17 protein-coding genes are annotated in these 17,010 nt (G+C 68.4%); all 17 read left to right on the plus strand.

The window, feature by feature from the left end:
• Positions 1–58: 58 nt before the first annotated feature.
• The 17 genes from obgE (at position 59) to BN423_RS10580 (ending at position 16,957) form a co-directional block, all read left to right on the plus strand.
• A complete protein-coding gene (gene obgE / locus BN423_RS01550) occupies positions 59–1,393 on the plus strand; it encodes a GTPase ObgE (protein WP_187367802.1) in 1,335 nt (444 codons plus the stop codon).
• A gap of 69 nt (positions 1,394–1,462) precedes the next feature.
• A complete protein-coding gene (gene nadD, locus BN423_RS01555) occupies positions 1,463–2,143 on the plus strand; it encodes a nicotinate-nucleotide adenylyltransferase (RefSeq protein WP_019238526.1) in 681 nt (226 codons plus the stop codon).
• Positions 2,144–2,145: 2 nt separating this feature from the next.
• A complete protein-coding gene (gene yqeK, locus BN423_RS01560; RefSeq protein WP_019238527.1) occupies positions 2,146–2,799 on the plus strand; it encodes a bis(5'-nucleosyl)-tetraphosphatase (symmetrical) YqeK in 654 nt (217 codons plus the stop codon).
• A gap of 11 nt (positions 2,800–2,810) precedes the next feature.
• Positions 2,811–3,308, plus strand: a complete 498-nt coding sequence (gene rsfS, locus BN423_RS01565; protein ID WP_019238528.1) for a ribosome silencing factor — start codon at positions 2,811–2,813, stop codon at positions 3,306–3,308.
• Positions 3,309–3,499: 191 nt separating this feature from the next.
• On the plus strand, positions 3,500–4,273 hold the full coding sequence (locus BN423_RS01570; protein ID WP_019238529.1) for a transposase: 774 nt from the start codon (positions 3,500–3,502) through the stop codon (positions 4,271–4,273).
• Between the two features lie 96 nt (positions 4,274–4,369).
• Positions 4,370–5,653, plus strand: a complete 1,284-nt coding sequence (dinB, locus tag BN423_RS01575) for a DNA polymerase IV (protein WP_019238530.1) — start codon at positions 4,370–4,372, stop codon at positions 5,651–5,653.
• A gap of 202 nt (positions 5,654–5,855) precedes the next feature.
• Entirely contained in the window at positions 5,856–6,209 is a 354-nt protein-coding gene (gene rpsP / locus BN423_RS01580; RefSeq protein ID WP_019238531.1) for a 30S ribosomal protein S16, read from the plus strand.
• A 5-nt stretch (positions 6,210–6,214) separates the two neighbouring features.
• Complete coding sequence (locus tag BN423_RS01585; protein WP_019238532.1) at positions 6,215–6,499, plus strand: KH domain-containing protein; 285 nt, start codon at positions 6,215–6,217, stop codon at positions 6,497–6,499.
• 23 nt (positions 6,500–6,522) lie between these two features.
• Positions 6,523–7,104: a ribosome maturation factor RimM gene (locus tag BN423_RS01590; protein WP_071784307.1), complete on the plus strand. Its 582-nt coding sequence runs from the start codon at positions 6,523–6,525 to the stop codon at positions 7,102–7,104.
• A complete protein-coding gene (trmD, locus tag BN423_RS01595; RefSeq protein WP_019238534.1) occupies positions 7,095–7,916 on the plus strand; it encodes a tRNA (guanosine(37)-N1)-methyltransferase TrmD in 822 nt (273 codons plus the stop codon). Before BN423_RS01590 ends, trmD begins: the two co-directional genes overlap by 10 nt.
• 9 nt (positions 7,917–7,925) lie before the next feature.
• Positions 7,926–8,486: a signal peptidase I gene (lepB, locus tag BN423_RS01600; RefSeq protein ID WP_019238535.1), complete on the plus strand. Its 561-nt coding sequence runs from the start codon at positions 7,926–7,928 to the stop codon at positions 8,484–8,486.
• A gap of 51 nt (positions 8,487–8,537) precedes the next feature.
• Entirely contained in the window at positions 8,538–9,446 is a 909-nt protein-coding gene (locus BN423_RS01605) for a glycine--tRNA ligase subunit alpha (RefSeq protein WP_019238536.1), read from the plus strand.
• Positions 9,447–9,448: 2 nt separating this feature from the next.
• Positions 9,449–11,542, plus strand: coding sequence for a glycine--tRNA ligase subunit beta (glyS, locus tag BN423_RS01610; RefSeq protein WP_019238537.1), 2,094 nt, complete (start codon positions 9,449–9,451; stop codon positions 11,540–11,542).
• Positions 11,543–11,701: 159 nt separating this feature from the next.
• The gene (locus BN423_RS01615; protein WP_019238538.1) at positions 11,702–12,562 is read left to right on the plus strand and encodes a pyruvate, water dikinase regulatory protein; all 861 of its coding nucleotides are present in this window, start codon (positions 11,702–11,704) and stop codon (positions 12,560–12,562) included.
• A 235-nt stretch (positions 12,563–12,797) separates the two neighbouring features.
• Entirely contained in the window at positions 12,798–15,545 is a 2,748-nt protein-coding gene (gene ppdK, locus BN423_RS01620) for a pyruvate, phosphate dikinase (RefSeq protein ID WP_019238539.1), read from the plus strand.
• A 169-nt stretch (positions 15,546–15,714) separates the two neighbouring features.
• On the plus strand, positions 15,715–16,056 hold the full coding sequence (rplS, locus tag BN423_RS01625) for a 50S ribosomal protein L19 (RefSeq protein WP_019238540.1): 342 nt from the start codon (positions 15,715–15,717) through the stop codon (positions 16,054–16,056).
• A 112-nt stretch (positions 16,057–16,168) separates the two neighbouring features.
• A complete protein-coding gene (locus BN423_RS10580; RefSeq protein ID WP_026097300.1) occupies positions 16,169–16,957 on the plus strand; it encodes a ribonuclease HII in 789 nt (262 codons plus the stop codon).
• The last annotated feature ends 53 nt before the right edge of the window (positions 16,958–17,010 follow it).

Below are 17,010 nucleotides of genomic sequence, written 5' to 3' on the forward strand. Positions count from 1 at the left end.
GTACGGGAGGCCTCCTGATGAGTCAGGGGTCTCCCGTTTTCGTAAAGAAAGGCCTATGATGCCCCAGTTCACTGACATCTGCCGAATCAATGTCCGCGGCGGCGACGGCGGCGCCGGCTGCATGTCGTTCCGCCGCGAGGCGCACGTCCCCAAGGGCGGTCCCGACGGCGGCGACGGCGGCCGCGGCGGCGACGTGGTGATCCAGGCATCGGCGCGCCTGTCGTCGCTCATCGACTACCGCTACAAGCATCATTTCCGCGCCGAGCGCGGCACGCACGGCAAGGGTGCCCGTAAGGACGGCCGCGACGGCGAGGACCTCGTGCTCCCGGTGCCCATGGGCACCGTCGTGCGCGAGCTCGACCCCGAGACCATGGAGCCCCTCTACGAGATCGCCGACCTCACGCACGACGGCGAGCGCGTCGTCGTGGCGCCGGGCGGCCAGGGCGGCCTCGGCAACACCCATTTCGTCACCTCGGTGCGCCGCGCACCCGCGTTCGCGCAGCTCGGCGAGCCCGCGCAGGATCATTGGATCGAGCTCGAGATGAAGCTCATGGCCGATGCCGCGCTCGTGGGCCTGCCCTCCGTGGGCAAGAGCTCGCTCATCGCCCGCATGAGCGCCGCCCGCCCCAAGATCGCGGACTACCCGTTCACGACGCTCGTCCCGAACCTCGGCGTGGTGCGCGCGGGGGAGTATTCCTACGTCGTCGCGGACATCCCCGGCCTCATCGAGGGCGCGAGCGAGGGCAAGGGCCTCGGCCACGAGTTCCTGCGCCACATCGAGCGCACGGCCCTCATCATGCACGTCGTCGACATCACGGGCGGCTTCGAGGGGCGCGACCCGGTCGAGGACTACCACGTCATCAACGAGGAGCTGCGCCGCTATGCCTCCGAGCTCGCCGACCGCCCGCAGATCGTCGTCGCGAACAAGTGCGACGTCTCCGGCATGACCGACCGCGTGGCCGAGCTGCGCCGCGCCGCCACCGAGGACGGCCATCCCTTCTTCGCCGTCTCGGCCGCCACGGGCGCGGGGCTCAACACCCTCATGCTCGCCTGCGGAGAGATGGTCGACAAGCTTCGCAGCGAGCTCGCGAGCGAGGCCGCGCCCGTCACCTTCGACGAGCGCTGGGAGCGCCGCCGCCGTGAGCGCGAGGCCCGCTTCCAGGTGGTTTGCGAGGAGCCCGGCGCGTATCGCGTCAAGGGCACGCAGGTCGAGCGCCTCGTGGTGCAGACGGACTGGGATAACGAGGAGGCCATCATCTACCTGCAGCACCGTCTCGCCCGCATGGGCGTGGACGCCGCGCTCGAGGAGGCGGGCTGCCGTCCCGGCGACGAGGTGCGCATCGTTGGCCGCGCGTTCACCTATGAGGGCGCCGAAGACGCCGACGAGTTTTGATAGAATCCAGTCAGGCCGGGTCGCAGGGCGATCCGGCTGTGCTGGATGATATGCAAGGAGCTGGGACGGATGGATGGAACACGAGCGGTCGCGCTGCCCGAGGTGGGCAAGGATCCCGCGCGCACCTATCGCCTGGGGATCATGGGCGGGACGTTCGACCCCATCCACTACGGACACCTCGTCACGGCTGAGCAGGCGCGCGAGGCGCTCGACCTCGACCTCGTCCTCTTCATGCCGGCGGGGGCGCCCGCGTTCAAGCTCCATCAGCGGGTCTCCGCCCCGGAGGACCGCTACGCCATGACCGTGCTCGCGACGGCGGCCAACGAGGCCTTCTTCACGAGCCGCCTGGAGATCGACCGCCCCGGTGTGACGTACACGGCCGACACCCTGCGCTACCTGCGCGCCTACTACCCCGATTCGGTGAAGCTCTACTTCATCACGGGGGCGGATGCCATCCTCGACATCGTCTCGTGGCGCGACGCCGGCGACATCGCGGAGCTCGCGACGCTCATCGCTGCCACGCGCCCGGGCTACGACATCACCCAGGCGCATGAGCGCATCGAGGCCTCGGGGTTCCCGTTCGATGTGCGCTACATCGAGATCCCGGCGCTCGCCATCAGCTCGACGAACATCCGCCAGCGCGTCGCGCTCGGCCGGAGCATCCGCTACCTCACCTCGGAATCGGTCGTGGGGTATATCCGCAAGAACCGTCTCTACCAGGACGTGGACGTTATCGAAAGGAGTGCGTGACCATGGGCGAAGAGGGCATGTCGGTTGCGTGCGCGCTCGGCTTCTCGGGGGAGGAGCTCGCGGCACTCGAGCGCATCGAGGAGCTGCTCCGGGTGCGCATGAAGGATGCGCGCAAGCGGTTCCGCCATTCGCTCGGCGTGGCCGAGACCGCCTGCCGCCTCGCGCGCGCCTACGAGGTCGATCCGTTCCTCGCGACCGCGGCGGGTCTGCTGCACGACTGGGACAAGGTGCTCTCCGACGAGGAGCTCGTGAGCCGTGCCATCCGCTACCATATCGAGATCGCGGGGTCGCCGGCGCTCGCGGCGCCGCTTCTGCACGGCCCGGTCGCTGCGCGCGAGCTTCCCGAGCTCTTCGGCGAGCTGCCCCCGTGCGTGTTCCAGGCGATCGCCCGCCATACGGTGGGCGCGCTCGATATGGCGCTGCTCGACATGGTGGTCTTCGTGGCCGATGCAATCGAGCCGAACCGCCGCGGCGACTACGCTGACGCGCTCCGTGCGCAGGTGGGGGAGGTCTCGCTCACCGAGCTCTTCTTCGCCTGCTTCACGCAAGGCCTCGTCTACGTGCTCCAGACCGGCCGGTACCTGTATCCCACGGCCATCGACATCTATAACCGTTATGCGCTCGCGCGGCCCGATGCTGGCGTGGGCACCCGTTAGAAAGGCATTCCATGGCAGACGACACCCTGCTCAATGAGGTCTCCGACGAGGCGTCCGAGGTGCTGCTCGACGCCGCCGCCGCGGACGACGCGACCTTCGCCGATGAGGCGACGCCCGCCTCGATCGACCGCAGCGCGGCATCCCGCTCCGCTTCCGGCGTGGCCGCCGAGGATGTGGCGCGCGCGGCGGCTCAGGCCGCGTTCGACAAGAAGGCGGAGGATGTTATCGCGATCGACCTCACCGAGTTCTCCGATGTGTGCGATTACTTCGTGATCGCCACCGGCGCGAACGCCCGTCAGGTCGATACCATCGTCGACGAGGTCGAGGAGAAGGTCGCCGCGGCGTATGGCGAGCACCCGTTCTCCATCGAGGGGCGCGACCAGCGCACGTGGATCCTCATGGACTACGGCTCGGTCGTCGTGCACGTGTTCACGCCCGAGGCGCGCGACTACTACCGCCTCGAGAAGCTCTGGGGCGACGCCCCCACCCTCACCCTGACCCTCTCATAAAGGGACGGGTTCAAAACGTTACCTTTTGCTACATTTGGGGACAGGCTCTCGCGCGGCGGGATTGGAATGATTTCTCGCGTCCGCGCCGTCGGTTTTGTCCGCCCGTACCGCTAGAATTGAGTCCCGGGGCCGATGCGCCGGGACTCGCTGCTATGCAGGGAACAGGGCGAGGGAAGGGACGGCGATGGCCTATGCCGCGAACAGCACGCCAGGTATCGAGGTCCGGCTGGTATCACGTCATCGCGCGCGGCAACGGCAGGCAGCTGCTGTTCGAGGATGACGCGGACCGCGAGCGGTTCTGCCGGCTCATGGTGGAGCACCTTGGAGATGCGCAGGTTTCCCTCGGCGCGTGGTGCCTCATGAGCAACCACGTGCACCTCTTGGTCGAAGACCCGCTGCAGCGCCTGTCGCAGGCAATGCATGGACTCGAGACCGCCTACGCGCTGCGCTTCAACGGACGCACGGGGCATGTCGGCGCGGTGTTTCAGGGCAGGTTCAAGAGCATCCCCATCGAGTCCGATCGCCAGCTGCTCGCCGTGGTGCGCTATATTCACGAGAACCCCGAGCGCGCGGGCGTGGCGCGCGCGGATTCGTATCGGTGGAGCAGCTTCCATGAGTATGCGGGATCGTTCGAACTGTGCGATGCACCTGCGCTTCGCGACCTCATGGAAGAGTACGGGGGTTTCGCCGCGCTCTGCGCGGACGAGCGCTTCGAGGGATACGTGGAGCGCTCCAACGGCCGCATCGCCGATGAGGACGCGCTCGTCGCCGCGCGGGCAGCGCTTACGGGCGGTGACCCGGCCAAGCTCAAAGAGCTCGCGGTCGCGCGCCGAAACGAGGGGCTGCAACAGCTTCGGTCCTTCGGTCTCACCGTCAAGCAGATCGAGCGCCTGACCGGTATCGGGCGCGCGGTGATCGCGCGTGAGACGCGGGGCGTCACGCGGCGCGGCGACAGGCTGGAATAAGGGGAGGGGGTTGCTGGTATGGACGTACCATCGAAGGGGTGCGGGCGCGAACCTTCCGAGCAAAGCCTGTCCCCAAATGATGCAAAAGGTAACGTTTTGAACCCGTCCCTTTTTGATGTGTTCGAGTTGTTCGGGGATTGGCGGGGGCCGGCGATCGGCCTCATGGACCTGGACGCCTTCTTCGCGAGCGTGGAGCAGCTCGACCATCCCGAATGGCGCGGCAAGCCCGTCATCGTGGGCGGCCTGCCCGGCGAGCGCGGCGTGGTCTCGACGGCCTCCTACGAGGCGCGCCCCTTCGGCGTCCACTCCGCCATGCCCTCCGCCCAGGCGATGCGCCTCTGCCCGCACGCCATCTGGACGCACGGCCACTTCGACCGCTATCGCGAGATGAGCGCGCGCGTCATGGCCATCCTGGCCGACGAGACGCCCTATGTGGACCAGGTCTCCATCGACGAGGCGTTCTTCGACATCACGCCCGGCCGCTACTCGCGCGAGAACCCCATCGACATCGTCCGGCGCATCTCCAGCCGTGTGAGCGAGCTCGGCATCACGTGCTCCATCGGCCTGGGTCCGAACAAGACGGTCGCGAAGATCGCGAGCGACCGCGACAAGCCGCGCGGCCTCACCATCGTGCCACCGGGCACCGAGGCGAGCTTCCTGGAACCGCTGCCCGTGCGCGCGATGAGCGGCATCGGCTCCTCGGCGGAGGAGGCGCTGCACCGGGTGGGCATCCGCACGCTCGGCCAGCTCGCTGCGGCCCCGCTCGCGCGCCTCAGCCCCATCTTCGGTGTCAACGCCGAGGCCATGCGGCAGCGCGCCGCAGGGCGCGAGGTGAGCGCCGTCTCCGCCATCGACGCACCCGATGATGTGAAATCCGTGAGCAACGAGCGCACGTTCGCGCACGACCTCACCGACCGCGCGGACATCGAGGCCGCCCTCGCGCTTCTGGGGGAATCCGTCGGCCGCAGGCTCCGCCGCAAGGGGCTCGCCGGCCACACCGTCACCATCAAGGTGCACTACGCCTACGGCAAGGGTCGGAGCGCCCAGCGCCGCCTGCCGCACCCCACGGATGACGAGAACATCTTCGTCGCGGCGGCGCGCGAGCTGCTCGACCGCGTATGGTCGGAGGGACAGCCGGTGCGGCTGCTCGGTATCGGGGTGAGCGGCTTCGCGACGGCGGAGCCCGTGCAGACCGACCTGTTCTGCGAGGTGGACGAGCGCGGCGCCGTCGCGAGCGACCGCCGCGACCTCTCGGTCGCCGTCGACCGCGTGCGCGAGCGCTTCGGCTCGGATGCCGTGGGCTTCGGCCGCGCGGCGCGCTTCGGCGACGACCTCGTGCGCCCGGACAAGTACCTCGGTCAGAACAAGCCGCGCGACTGATCCTCCGCGCCATCCGTTCCTTTCGGGAAGCGGCTCCGTCCTCCTTGCATTCTTGCGAATCTTGCGTAGAATGTGAACCTGCCTGCGGATATACCGAAGAAGTTGGCATGCGCCTCTTCACCTGCTCCATCCGTTGGCGTATCATTACAACCTGTTTGTCTGTAGTCGCAGCCCGCGGGCTGCATGGTTGGAGGAGTTTTCATTGGCAGTCAAGATTCGCCTTGCCCGTCACGGCTCTAAGAAACGCCCGTACTACCGCGTCGTCGTCGCGGATTCCCGTTCGCCCCGCGACGGTCGCTTCATCGAGGAGGTCGGCCGCTACAACCCGCTGACCAGCCCCAAGACGATCAGCCTCGACACCGAGAAGATCGCTGAGTGGCAGGCCAAGGGCGCTCAGCTCACCGACGCCGTCGCTGCGCTCATGAAGGCCGCCGAGGAGGGCCCGAAGGCTCCCGCCGAGGCCAAGAAGTCCAAGAAGCAGCTCGCCAAGGAGGCCGAGGCCGCGAAGGCTGCCGAGGCTGCCGCCGCCGAGGCCGCTGAGTCCACCGAGGAGTAGGAACCGTGGCCGAGGAGCAGGCGAGCCCCATCGCGACCGAGGCCGAGCTCTCCGATCGCGTAGCCGATCTGGTTGAGTACCTCGTGCTCTCCATCGTCGACGATGAGGATGCCGTGAGCCTCGAGGTCATCGACGGCGCGGATGCCTCGGTCATCGAGATCACCGTCGCCGATGCGGACGTCGCCAAGGTCATCGGTCGCCATGGGCGCACCATCAAGGCCATCCGCACCCTCGCCCGCGCGCTCGCCGCGCGCCTGGGCACGTCCGTCGAGGTCGAGGTTCTCGGGTAGGGTACGCGTTGTCGAACCGATATATGAACATAGCCCGTGTGGTGCGTCCGCACGGGCGTGCAGGGGAGGTCATCGTCCGTCCGGTACGTGGCCTTCCTTTTTGTATCGAGCCGGGGCTCCAGGTGGCGCTCACGCCGCCCGCGCTCGGGCGCGATCGCTTCTGCCGCGTCGAGGCGGTGGCGGATGACCCCCAGGGCGGCCGCGTGCGCTTCAGCGGGATCGACACGATCGATGCCGCGGAGGCCGTGCGCGACTGCTACGTGCTCGCACGCCGCGACGACGTGGAACTGGGGGCGCTCGACGCGCCGTGGGAGGAGCTCCTGGGCCGGCATCTCGCCGATGCGCGCTTCGGCGACCTCGGCGCCATCGTCCAGGTCATCGAGACGCCCGCGAACGACGTGTGGCAGGTCGAGGGCGCCTTCGGCGAGGTGCTCGTGCCCGTGATCGACCAGGTGGTGCGCGAGATCCCCGAGACGGGCGACATCCCCGTCCGCATCATGGACGGCCTCATCGACCCCGCGCTCCTCCCGCGCGCATCCGAGCAGCTCGCGGATGGGCAGGAAACCGCTGCGCATACCGGGGAGGGTGAGGGCGCGTGCTCATAGAGACCCTCTCTGTCTTCCCCGATATGTTCGAGCCCGCCATGTCGACGTCGATCCTCGGCCGCGCCCGCGCGGCCGGGATCTTCGACTTTCGCGCCTACGACCTGCGCGACTGGACGCACGATAGGCACCGCACCGTGGATGACGAGCCCTACGGTGGCGGCCAGGGCATGCTCATGAAGGCGCCGCCCATCTTCGAGGCGGTCCGCGCCATCGCGGGCACAGGCCCCGTCCCGCACGTCGTCTTCTTCACGCCGTGCGGCGCGCCCTTCACCCAGGCGACGGCCGAGCGCCTCGCCCGCGAGGAGCGCATCCTCTTCGTGTGCGGCCGCTACGAGGGCATCGACGAGCGCGCCTACGAGCTCGCCGACGAGCGCCTCTCCATCGGGGACTACGTGCTCACGGGCGGGGAGCTCCCCGCGATGGTCGTGACGGACGCCATCGTGCGCTTGCTGCCCGGTGCGCTCGGCGATGCCCTAAGCAGCGTCGACGAGTCGTTCGCCACGGGCGCGGGCGGCGGCCTGCTGGAGTACGCGCAGTACACCCGCCCCGCGGAGTTCGAGGGCAGGGGCGTGCCCGACGTGCTCCTCTCGGGCGACCACGCGAATGTCGACGCCTGGCGCCGGGCGGACGCCATCGAGCGCACCTGCCGCTGGCGGCCCGACCTCATCGCCACGGCGGACCTTGCGGACGACGAGCGCGCCCGCGCCCGCGAGCTCATCGCACGCTATCATGGTGCATGCGCGCCCGCGCCGCATCCCGCGTGCGAGCCGGCGCCGCCGCACCGCGACCTTGTCGCCTGCGATTCGGACTAGGAGGTACTCGTGCTACCGCAGCAGCATTCGTTCTTACGGGGCATCCTCGAGTGGGTCGTCACCTTCGCGCTCGTCTTCGCGTTCTTCATCTTCATCCGCATGTTCGTCATCGAGCCGTACCGCGTGCCCACGGGTTCCATGGAGCCCACGATCGAAGTCGGCGACCAGATCTTCGCCCAGAAGCTCACCGTGAACCTGAGGATGGACGTGCAGCCGGGCGATATCGTCGTCTTCCGCAACCCCGACGGCACCTCCGAGCACGACGTGCTCGTGAAGCGCGTCATCGCGACGGCCGGCCAGACGGTCGACCTCGTGGACGGCGTGGTGTACGTCGATGGCGTGGCGCTCGACGAGCCCTATGCGGAAGGGGAGTCGTACCCGCTCGCCGCCCAGGCCGAGGGCGTGAGCGTGGGCTTCCCCTACACGGTGCCCGAGGGGTGCGTGTGGGTGATGGGCGACAACCGCGAGAACTCGGCCGATTCACGCTATTTCGGCGCCGTCCCGGAGGACGACCTCATCGGGGTCGTGGTGTTCCGGTATTGGCCGCTCAACCGTTTCGGCCTCGTCTGATGCGCCCGGAACGACCATCCAGCTCATGTGAACCAAGGGGGTAGTCGAGGTATGGAGAGATCCGTGCAAACGTTCCAAGACATCATTCTCACGCTCCAGCGCTACTGGGGCGCGCAGGGCTGCGTGATCATGCAGCCCTACGACTCCGAGGTGGGCGCCGGCACGTTCCACACCGCCACCACGCTGCGCTCGCTCGGCCCGGCGTCGTGGCGCACGTGCTACGCGCAGCCCTGCCGCCGTCCCGCCGACGGCCGCTACGGCGAGAACCCCAACCGCCTGCAGCATTACTACCAGTTCCAGGTGCTGCTCAAGCCCTCGCCCGAGAACAGCCAGGAACTCTACCTCGACTCGCTCAAGGCCATCGGCATCGACCCTGCCGAGCACGACGTGCGCTTCGTCGAGGACGACTGGGAGAGCCCGACGCTCGGCGCCTGGGGTCTGGGCTGGGAGGTCTGGCTGAACGGCATGGAGATCACGCAGTTCACCTACTTCCAGCAGGTGGGCGGCATCGAGGTCGACCCGGTGCCCGTGGAGATCACCTACGGCCTGGAGCGCCTCGCCATGTACGTGCAGGGCGTCGACTCCGTGTACGACCTCGTGTGGAGCTACCTGCCCGATGGCACGCCCATGACCTACGGCGACGTGTTCCTCGAGAACGAGCGCGAGTTCTCCGCGTACAACTTCGAGGTCGCGAACGTCGAGATGATGCGCCAGAAGTTCAACGACTACGAGGCGGAGTGCCATTCCTGTCTCGAGGCCGGGCTGCCGCTTCCCGCATACGACTGCGTCATGAAGTGCAGCCACGCGTTCAACCTGCTCGATTCGCGCGGCGCGCTCTCCGCCGTGGAGCGCGCGAACTACATCCTGCGCGTGCGCACGGTCGCCAAGGCCTGCTGCGAGGCGTACCTCGCCGAGGTCGCGGCCGAGCCCGCGCGCGCTGAGGAAGGGGAGGTGGCCTAAGCATGGCCGAAACCAGGAGCTTCTTGTTCGAGATCGGCTGCGAGGAGATGCCCGCCGCCCCGCTCATGAACGCGGTGCGCCAGCTCCCCGGCCTGCTCACCCGCGGCCTCGATGCCGCCGGCCTTGCCTATTCCGACGTGCGCGCGGTGTCCTCGCCGCGCCGCCTCGCGCTCCTCGCGCAGGTGGCGACCGAGACCGAGGCCGTGCACGAGGTGAAGCGCGGCCCCGCGGCGCAGATCGCCTTCGATGCGGAGGGCGCGCCCACCAAGGCCGCCGAGGGCTTCGCCCGCAAGTGCGGTGTGGCTGCGTCCGACCTCGTGCGCCGCGAGGACACGGACGGCCGCGAGTACGTGTTCGCCGAGAAGGACATCCCCGCCGCGCCGGCGCTCCCGATCCTCTCCGAGCTCTGCTACAGCATCATCGCGAACCTCGAGTGGCCGAACTACCGCAGCCAGCGCTGGGGTTCCACGCACGAGACGTTCGTCCGCCCCATCCGCTGGATCTGCGCGCTTTTGGGCGATGAGGTCATCCCCGTGACCTACGCCGACGTGACCTCGGGCAACACCACGCGCGGCCACCGCGTGCTCGGCCCCGGCGAGCATGTGGTCGCCCGTCCCGAGGTGTACGAGCAGGTGCTCGAGGAGGCCGGCGTGCTCTCCGAGGAGCGCCGCCGCGCGGTGATCGCCGAGGGCATCGAGCGCATCGAGGCCGAGCGCCCCGGTTCGCGCGTGGACACCCCTAAGAAGGTGCTCGACGAGGTCGTGAACCTCTGCGAGTGGCCGACCGTGCTCGTGGGCGCGTTCGACGAGGAGTTCCTCAAGGTTCCCAACGAGATCATCTGCGACTCGATGCTCTCTAACCAGCGCTACTTCCCCATCTACGATGCCGCGGGCGAACTCACCCGCGAGTTCGTCGTGGTGTCCAACGGGCGTCCGGAGTGCGGCGAGCGCATCATCGACGGCAACGAGCGCGTGGTGCGCGCCCGCCTCTACGATGCGAAGTTCTTCTACGACGAGGACCTGAAGGTGCCGCTCGAGGAGTTCCGCGCGCGCCTGGCCGAGGTCGCCTTCCAGGAGAAGCTCGGCTCCGTGCTCGAGAAATCCGACCGCATCGAGGACCTCTCCCTCGCGATCGCCCATGCGGCGCGCGTGGGCGCGCATGCCGCGAGCGATGCCCAGCGCGCGGCGCACTTCGCCAAGGCGGACCTCGTCTCGTCCGCGGTGATCGAGTTCACGAGCCAGCAGGGCGTCATGGGCGGCTACTACGCGAAGGCCGCCGGCGAGTCCGACGAGGTCGCCGCCGCCATCCGCGACCACTACCGCCCGCGCTTCGCCGGCGACGACCTGCCCGAGGGCATCGCCGGGTGCGTCGTCGCGGTGGCCGATAAGCTCGATACCATCGCCGGCATGTTCGCCATCGGCGAGCCGCCCACCGGCTCGAAGGACCCCTTCGCGCTCCGCCGCAGCGCCATCGGCGTGCTCAACATCCTCCGCACGCGCTTGAAGTGCGGCTATGAGGAGCTCGTCCCGCCCGCGCTCGAGGCGTACGCCGAGCAGGGCATCGTCTTCGATGCCGATGAGGTCGCGTCTGCCGTGTGCGCCTTCATCAAGGGGCGCATGGAGCAGATGGCGCGCGACGAGGGGCTTGCCCCCGATACCGTGGCGGCCGTCTCGGCCGGAGATGTCTCCGCGCCCGTCGATTACTTCGCGCTCGCGCATGCGCTCGAGGACGCGCGTCGCGACGATGCCGAGACGTTCGAGAACCTCGCCACGGCCTACGCCCGCGCGAGCCACCTGGCCGATGCGTCGCTCGGCACCGATGTCGACGAGGTGCTGATGGGCGAGGCGGAGCGCTCGCTGCTCCTGGCCACGGATGCCGCGCGTGATACCGTGGAGCTCGCGCTCGCCAAGAAGGATTTCGCGGCCGTCATCGCCTCCTTGGCCGCCTTGCGCGAGCCCATCGACCGCTTCTTCGACGACGTCATGGTCATGGACGAGGACATGGCGCTCCGTGAGAACCGCCTGCGCCTGCTCAACCGCTTCGAGGCGGTCTTCGCCGGCGTGGCGAACATCGGCGAGCTCGCCCGCAAGAAGTAGCCGCGCATCAGCTTTGTGATGGGTTGGTTGGGGACGTGTTCCTTCCAACCCATCGCCCGGAACACCGTAGGTTGCGCCGAATCCGGCGCACGCGATGGGTTGGAAGGAACACGTCCCCAACCAACCCATCCTGGCCGGCCGGTGAGGAGAGGGGACAGCATGGAGCGCGCAGCGACCGTGCATGTGATCTCGGACGCCTTGGGCGATACCGCGTGCGACGTCGTCCTCGCGGCCGCCGGCCAGTTCCCCGAGGGCGCCATCGCCATCGCGCGCCTGCCGAAGGTCGAGCGCATCGAGCAGGTCGAGTCCTACCTCGCGCCGCATATCGCTGCGGGAGCGCGCTTCGCCGTCTTCCATACCATCGTGGACGCGAAGCTGCGGCGCGCGGTCGACACGTTGCTCCAGCGCCTCAACGTGCCCGCGGTGGACCTCATGGGTCCGGCGATGGGCGCCATCTCTGCGCTCACGGGGCTTGCCCCCTTGGGCGTCCCCGGCATCATCCACCGTACCGACGACAGCTATTTCCAGCGCATCGCCTGCATGGAGTATTTCGTGGAGCACGATGACGGGCGGGGTGCCGAAGACCTTTCCGAGGCCGACCTCGTGCTGTTGGGCATCTCGCGCACCTCGAAGACGCCGCTCTCCATGTACCTCGCCCTGCAGGGGTACCGCGTGGCGAACATCCCGCTCGCGCTCGGCATCGAGCCGCCCGCAGAGATCTTCTCGCTTGACCCCGCACGCGTTTTCGGTCTGCTCTCGACCGCGCCGGTCGTCCATGACATCCGCGAGCGGCGCCTGGGCGACGGCCTCGCGCGCGCCGTGGCCGCGAGCTATGCCGACCCCGAGCACATCGAGGCGGAGCTCAAGATGGCCCGCGCACTGTATCGCCGGCTGGGCTGCTTCGTGGTGCGCACCGACGGCAAGGCGGTCGAGGAGTCCGCGGCCGAGATCACAGGCCACCTCGAGCGCATCGAGCGGGCACGGGAGCACCGGGAGCGCAAGGGTCCGAAACCGGCGTAACAGAGCTGAAAAGTGTCCTTCATATACCTACCATATGCTGGGAAAACCATAACTGGTATCTTCATAAAGCATCCACTTCGCCACCCGCTCACCGCCGCTTTCATACCGTCAACCGTGCTTCATATCGTTTGCAAACGCGCTTTCGAACCCTTTCGTATACTCGCGCTGAGCCCATCGCCCGATGGGCTTTGTCGTACCACGATTCACGGCTGCGGCCGTCGAAAGGGGGAGTATCGTGAGCGATACGAAGCGCGTCTACCGGTTCGGGAGCGATGCGAACGGGGTCGATGTGACGGAGGGCGCATCGAGCATGAAGTACATGCTCGGCGGCAAGGGGGCGAACCTCGCTGAGATGTGCCGCATCGGCCTTCCGGTGCCCGGTGGGTACACCATCACCTGCCAGACCTGCATGGAATATGCGGACGCGGGCAACGTCTGGCCCGCCGGCGCACTCGACGAGATCGAGGCCGCCACGCGCGACCTCGAGGAGCGCATGGGCAAGCGCCTGGGCGATGCGCGCGACCCGCTCCTCGTGTCCGTACGCTCGGGCGCGCCGTTCTCCATGCCGGGCATGATGGACACGGTGCTCAACCTCGGCCTCAACGACGCGTCGGCCCAGGGGCTCATCGCGCAGACGGGCGACCCCCATTTCGTATGGGATTCGTACCGCCGCTTCATCCAGATGTTCTCCGACGTCGTCATGGGCGTCGACGCCGAGCTCTTCGAGAACGCGCTCACCGAGAAGCGCCTCATCGCGGGCGTGCGCACCGACGCCGAGCTGTCCGCCGACGACTTGCATGAGCTCGTGGAGGAGTTCAAGGGCATCTTTCGCGCGAACGTCTCGGCCGCGGAGCACCCGGAGCTTATCGTCGACGGCGCCATCGCCTTCCCCCAGGATCCTGCGGTCCAGCTCAAGCTCGCCATCGAGGCGGTCTTCGGCAGCTGGATGAACGAGCGCGCCTGCATCTACCGCAAGGCGAACGACATCCCCGACGACCTGGGCACGGCGGTGAACGTGCAGGCCATGGCCTACGGCAACAAGGGCGAGAGCTCAGCGACCGGCGTGGCCTTCACGCGCAACCCCGCCAACGGCGCGCGCGAGCGCTACGGCGACTTCCTCGTGAACGCGCAGGGCGAGGACGTGGTGGCGGGCATCCGCAACACCGAGCCCATCCAGAAGATGGGGGAGTACCCCGCGCTCGCCCAGGCGGCTGCGGACCTCGAGCGGATCTTCCAGATCCTCGAGGGACATTTCCACGACATGTGCGACATCGAGTTCACCATCGAGCAGGGCAAGCTCTGGATGCTCCAGACCCGCGTGGGCAAGCGCACGGCGCAGGCGGCCCTGCGCATCGCCATCGACATGGTCGAGGAGGGACTCATCGACCGCGCGGAGGCCGTGCGGCGGATCGACCCCGCCCAGCTCGACCAGCTGCTCCACCCGCAGTTCGATGCAAGCGCGGACTTCGAGGTGCTCGCGCGCGGCCTGAACGCGAGCCCGGGCGCCGCGGTGGGAGAAGTCGTGTTCAGCTCCGATGATGCCGTCGCCGCAGTGGCCGAGGGGCGCAAGGTCATCCTCGTGCGCTGGGAGACGAACCCCGACGACCTCAAGGGCATGGTCGCCGCCGAGGGCATCCTCACGAGCCATGGCGGCAAGACGAGCCACGCCGCGGTCATCGCGCGCGGCATGGGGGCGCCCTGCGTCTGCGGCGCGGAGGCCATCCAGATCGACGCGGCGGCGAAGGAGGCGCGCGTCGCGGGCACCGATATCGTGCTCCGCGAGGGCGACGTCATCTCCATCGACGGCACCGAGGGCATCGTGGTCGCGGGCGCCGTGCCGCTCGTTTCGGTCGAGCTCACCGGCGACCTCGAGACGATCCTTTCCTGGGCAGACGAGATCCGCCTGCAGCCCGGCAGCACGCACCCGTATCACGTGCGCGTGAACGCCGACAACCCCGAGGACGCTGAGCTCGCGCTCGGGTTCGGGGCGGAGGCCATCGGGCTTTGCCGCACGGAGCACATGTTCCTCGGCGAGCGCAAGAACATCATCCAGACCTTCATCTTGAGCGACGACCCCTCGGTGCGCGAGCAAGCGCTCTCCGAGCTCCTCGCGGTGCAGACGGGCGACTTCCTCAAGATGTTCCGCACCATGGACGGCCGCGACGTGGTCGTGCGCCTCATCGACCCGCCACTCCACGAATTCCTCGACGCCCCGCGCGAGCTCGAGGTGGACATCGCGCGCCGCGAGGCCGCGGGCGCCTCGGATGCGGAGCTCGCGCCCCTGCGCGCACGCCTCCGCCGCATCGACGGCATGGCCGAGATGAACCCGATGCTCGGCCTGCGCGGCGTGCGCCTGTCGTTCGTGTTCCCCGAGCTCCCGCTCATGCAGGTACGCGCTGTGGCGAGCGCGGCGGCGACGCTCATCCGCGACGAGGGGCTCGACCCCCGGCCCGAGGTCATGGTGCCGCTCGTGGCGCTCGCCTCCGAGCAGGTGCAGATGCGCGCCGTGTGCGAGCAGGTCATCGCCGAGGTCGCCGCGGAGTTCGGCGTGGCGCTCGACATCCCCGTGGGCACGATGCTCGAGCTGCCCCGCGCCTGCCTCACCGCCGACGAGATCGCCCGCAGCGCGGACTTCCTCTGCTTCGGCACGAACGACCTCACGCAGACGACCTTCGGCTTCTCGCGCGACGACGCGGAATCCAAGTTCATGCCCGTCTACCTGCACAGGAAACTCGTGGAGAAGAACCCGTTCGAGACCATCGACAAGGCGGTGCTCGAGCTCGTCCGCATGGCGGTGGAGAAGGCCCGTTCCGTGAAGCCCGCGATGCACTGTGGCGTCTGCGGCGAGCACGGCGGCGACCCCGCCTCCATCCGCGGGCTCTTCAACACCGCGGGCGTGGACTACGTCTCGTGCTCGCCCTACCGCGTCCCCATCGCGCGGCTCGCGGCTGCGCAGGCGAAGCTCGCGGAGGCGGCGCGCTGAGAAAGGATGATCGGGCTTCCGGCGCAGCGCCGCGTGAACGTGGTGATTTCCCCGCGACGGGCGTTTTCTCCCTTGCGGGGCTGGGCGGTCTGTGTATAATTGCAACGTTTGGCAAACCCATGTGCCGGCTCACGGGTGCGGCACCTCTGGATTAGAGTGAGGATTTGAAATGGACTACATCCGCGCAATTGAGCGGCAGCAGATCCGCGAGGACATCCCGCAGGTCCGCGTCGGCGACAACGTCAAGGTGCACTACCGCATCAAGGAAGGCGACCGCGAGCGCATCCAGGTCTTCCAGGGCGACGTCATCCGCATGAGCGGCGGCTCCTCGCGTGAGACCTTCACCGTTCGCAAGATCTCCTTCGGCGTGGGCGTCGAGCGCACCTTCCCGCTCCACAGCCCCAAGATCGCCAAGCTCGAGGTCGTGCGCCATGGTCGCGTGCGCCGCGCCAAGCTCTACTACCTGCGCGACCGCGTGGGCAAGGCTGCGCGCATCCCCGAGAAGCGCTAAGCGATATCCTCGCACGCGAAGGCCGTCCTTTAGGGCGGCCTTTTTCTTTTGCACGGGCGATGCCGCGCCTGCGGACAGGCCGCATCGCCGGGTCAGTAGAGGAAGGTGCCCTATGGCGAATCAGACGAGCTCGCTTTCGGCCGCGCACGTCGCCGCGGTGCTGGGGAGCGCGACCATAGACGAGCTCCCCGCCCTGTGCGAGCGCTACGCCTCCGACCCGCGCAAGCAGGTGCAGCAGGCCGTGGAGCGCGCCCGCCGGCGCCTGGGACGCGAGCAGGCGGAGCATGAGCGCGTGGAGCTCATGTACCGCGAGATGCGCGAACTCGGCGGGGAGGGCGTCGTCATCGGCGTCGACGAGGTCGGCCGCGGCTCCGTCGCGGGGCCGCTCACCGTGTGCGCCGTCTGCCTGCCGAGCGAGCCCATCATCTGGGGGTTGAACGATTCCAAGAAGCTCACGCCCTCGCGCCGGGAGGTGCTCGCCGCGCGCATCGCCGAGGTCGCCCGCGGCATCGGCTTCTACCATGTTTCCGCGCACCGCATCGACGACATCGGCATGGCTGCGGCGCTCCGGGAGGCGGTCGCAGGCGCGGTGCGCGACACCGGGCTCGCGCCTGCCTGCGTGCTCATGGACGGCAACCCGCTCGGCGCCGTACCGCACGAGCGCGACATCGTGCACGGGGACGCGCGCGTGGCCTGCATCGCCGCCGCCTCGATCGTCGCGAAGGTCACGCGCGACGCGCACATGGTCGAGCTCGACGCGCTCTATCCGGGCTACCATTTCGCGGAATCCAAGGGCTACGCCTCCCCGGAGCACATCGCCGCGATCCGCGCCCACGGGCTCACCGAGGAGCACCGCGTGAGCTTCTGTGGAAACTTTCTGGAGACGCAGCGCCTCTTTTAGCACTGGTATGGCTGTTGTGACGATGTGCGCGCTTGCGTGAGCTCGGCGTTTGG

It is taken from the genome of Enorma timonensis (assembly GCF_000321165.1).
In the GTDB taxonomy this organism is placed as follows: Bacteria; Actinomycetota; Coriobacteriia; order Coriobacteriales; family Coriobacteriaceae; genus Enorma.

Bases quoted from the DNA above. Each gene is read 5' to 3' on its own strand.
- obgE (WP_187367802.1), top strand. From the start codon at position 59: ATGCCCCAGTTCACTGACATCTGCCGAATCAATGTCCGCGGCGGCGAC.
- nadD (WP_019238526.1), top strand. From the start codon at position 1,463: ATGGATGGAACACGAGCGGTCGCGCTGCCCGAGGTGGGCAAGGATCCC.
- yqeK (WP_019238527.1), top strand. From the start codon at position 2,146: ATGGGCGAAGAGGGCATGTCGGTTGCGTGCGCGCTCGGCTTCTCGGGG.
- rsfS (WP_019238528.1), top strand. From the start codon at position 2,811: ATGGCAGACGACACCCTGCTCAATGAGGTCTCCGACGAGGCGTCCGAG.
- BN423_RS01570 (WP_019238529.1), top strand. From the start codon at position 3,500: ATGCCGCGAACAGCACGCCAGGTATCGAGGTCCGGCTGGTATCACGTC.
- BN423_RS01590 (WP_071784307.1), top strand. From the start codon at position 6,523: ATGAACATAGCCCGTGTGGTGCGTCCGCACGGGCGTGCAGGGGAGGTC.
- BN423_RS01605 (WP_019238536.1), top strand. From the start codon at position 8,538: ATGGAGAGATCCGTGCAAACGTTCCAAGACATCATTCTCACGCTCCAG.
- glyS (WP_019238537.1), top strand. From the start codon at position 9,449: ATGGCCGAAACCAGGAGCTTCTTGTTCGAGATCGGCTGCGAGGAGATG.
- BN423_RS01615 (WP_019238538.1), top strand. From the start codon at position 11,702: ATGGAGCGCGCAGCGACCGTGCATGTGATCTCGGACGCCTTGGGCGAT.
- rplS (WP_019238540.1), top strand. From the start codon at position 15,715: ATGGACTACATCCGCGCAATTGAGCGGCAGCAGATCCGCGAGGACATC.
- BN423_RS10580 (WP_026097300.1), top strand. From the start codon at position 16,169: ATGGCGAATCAGACGAGCTCGCTTTCGGCCGCGCACGTCGCCGCGGTG.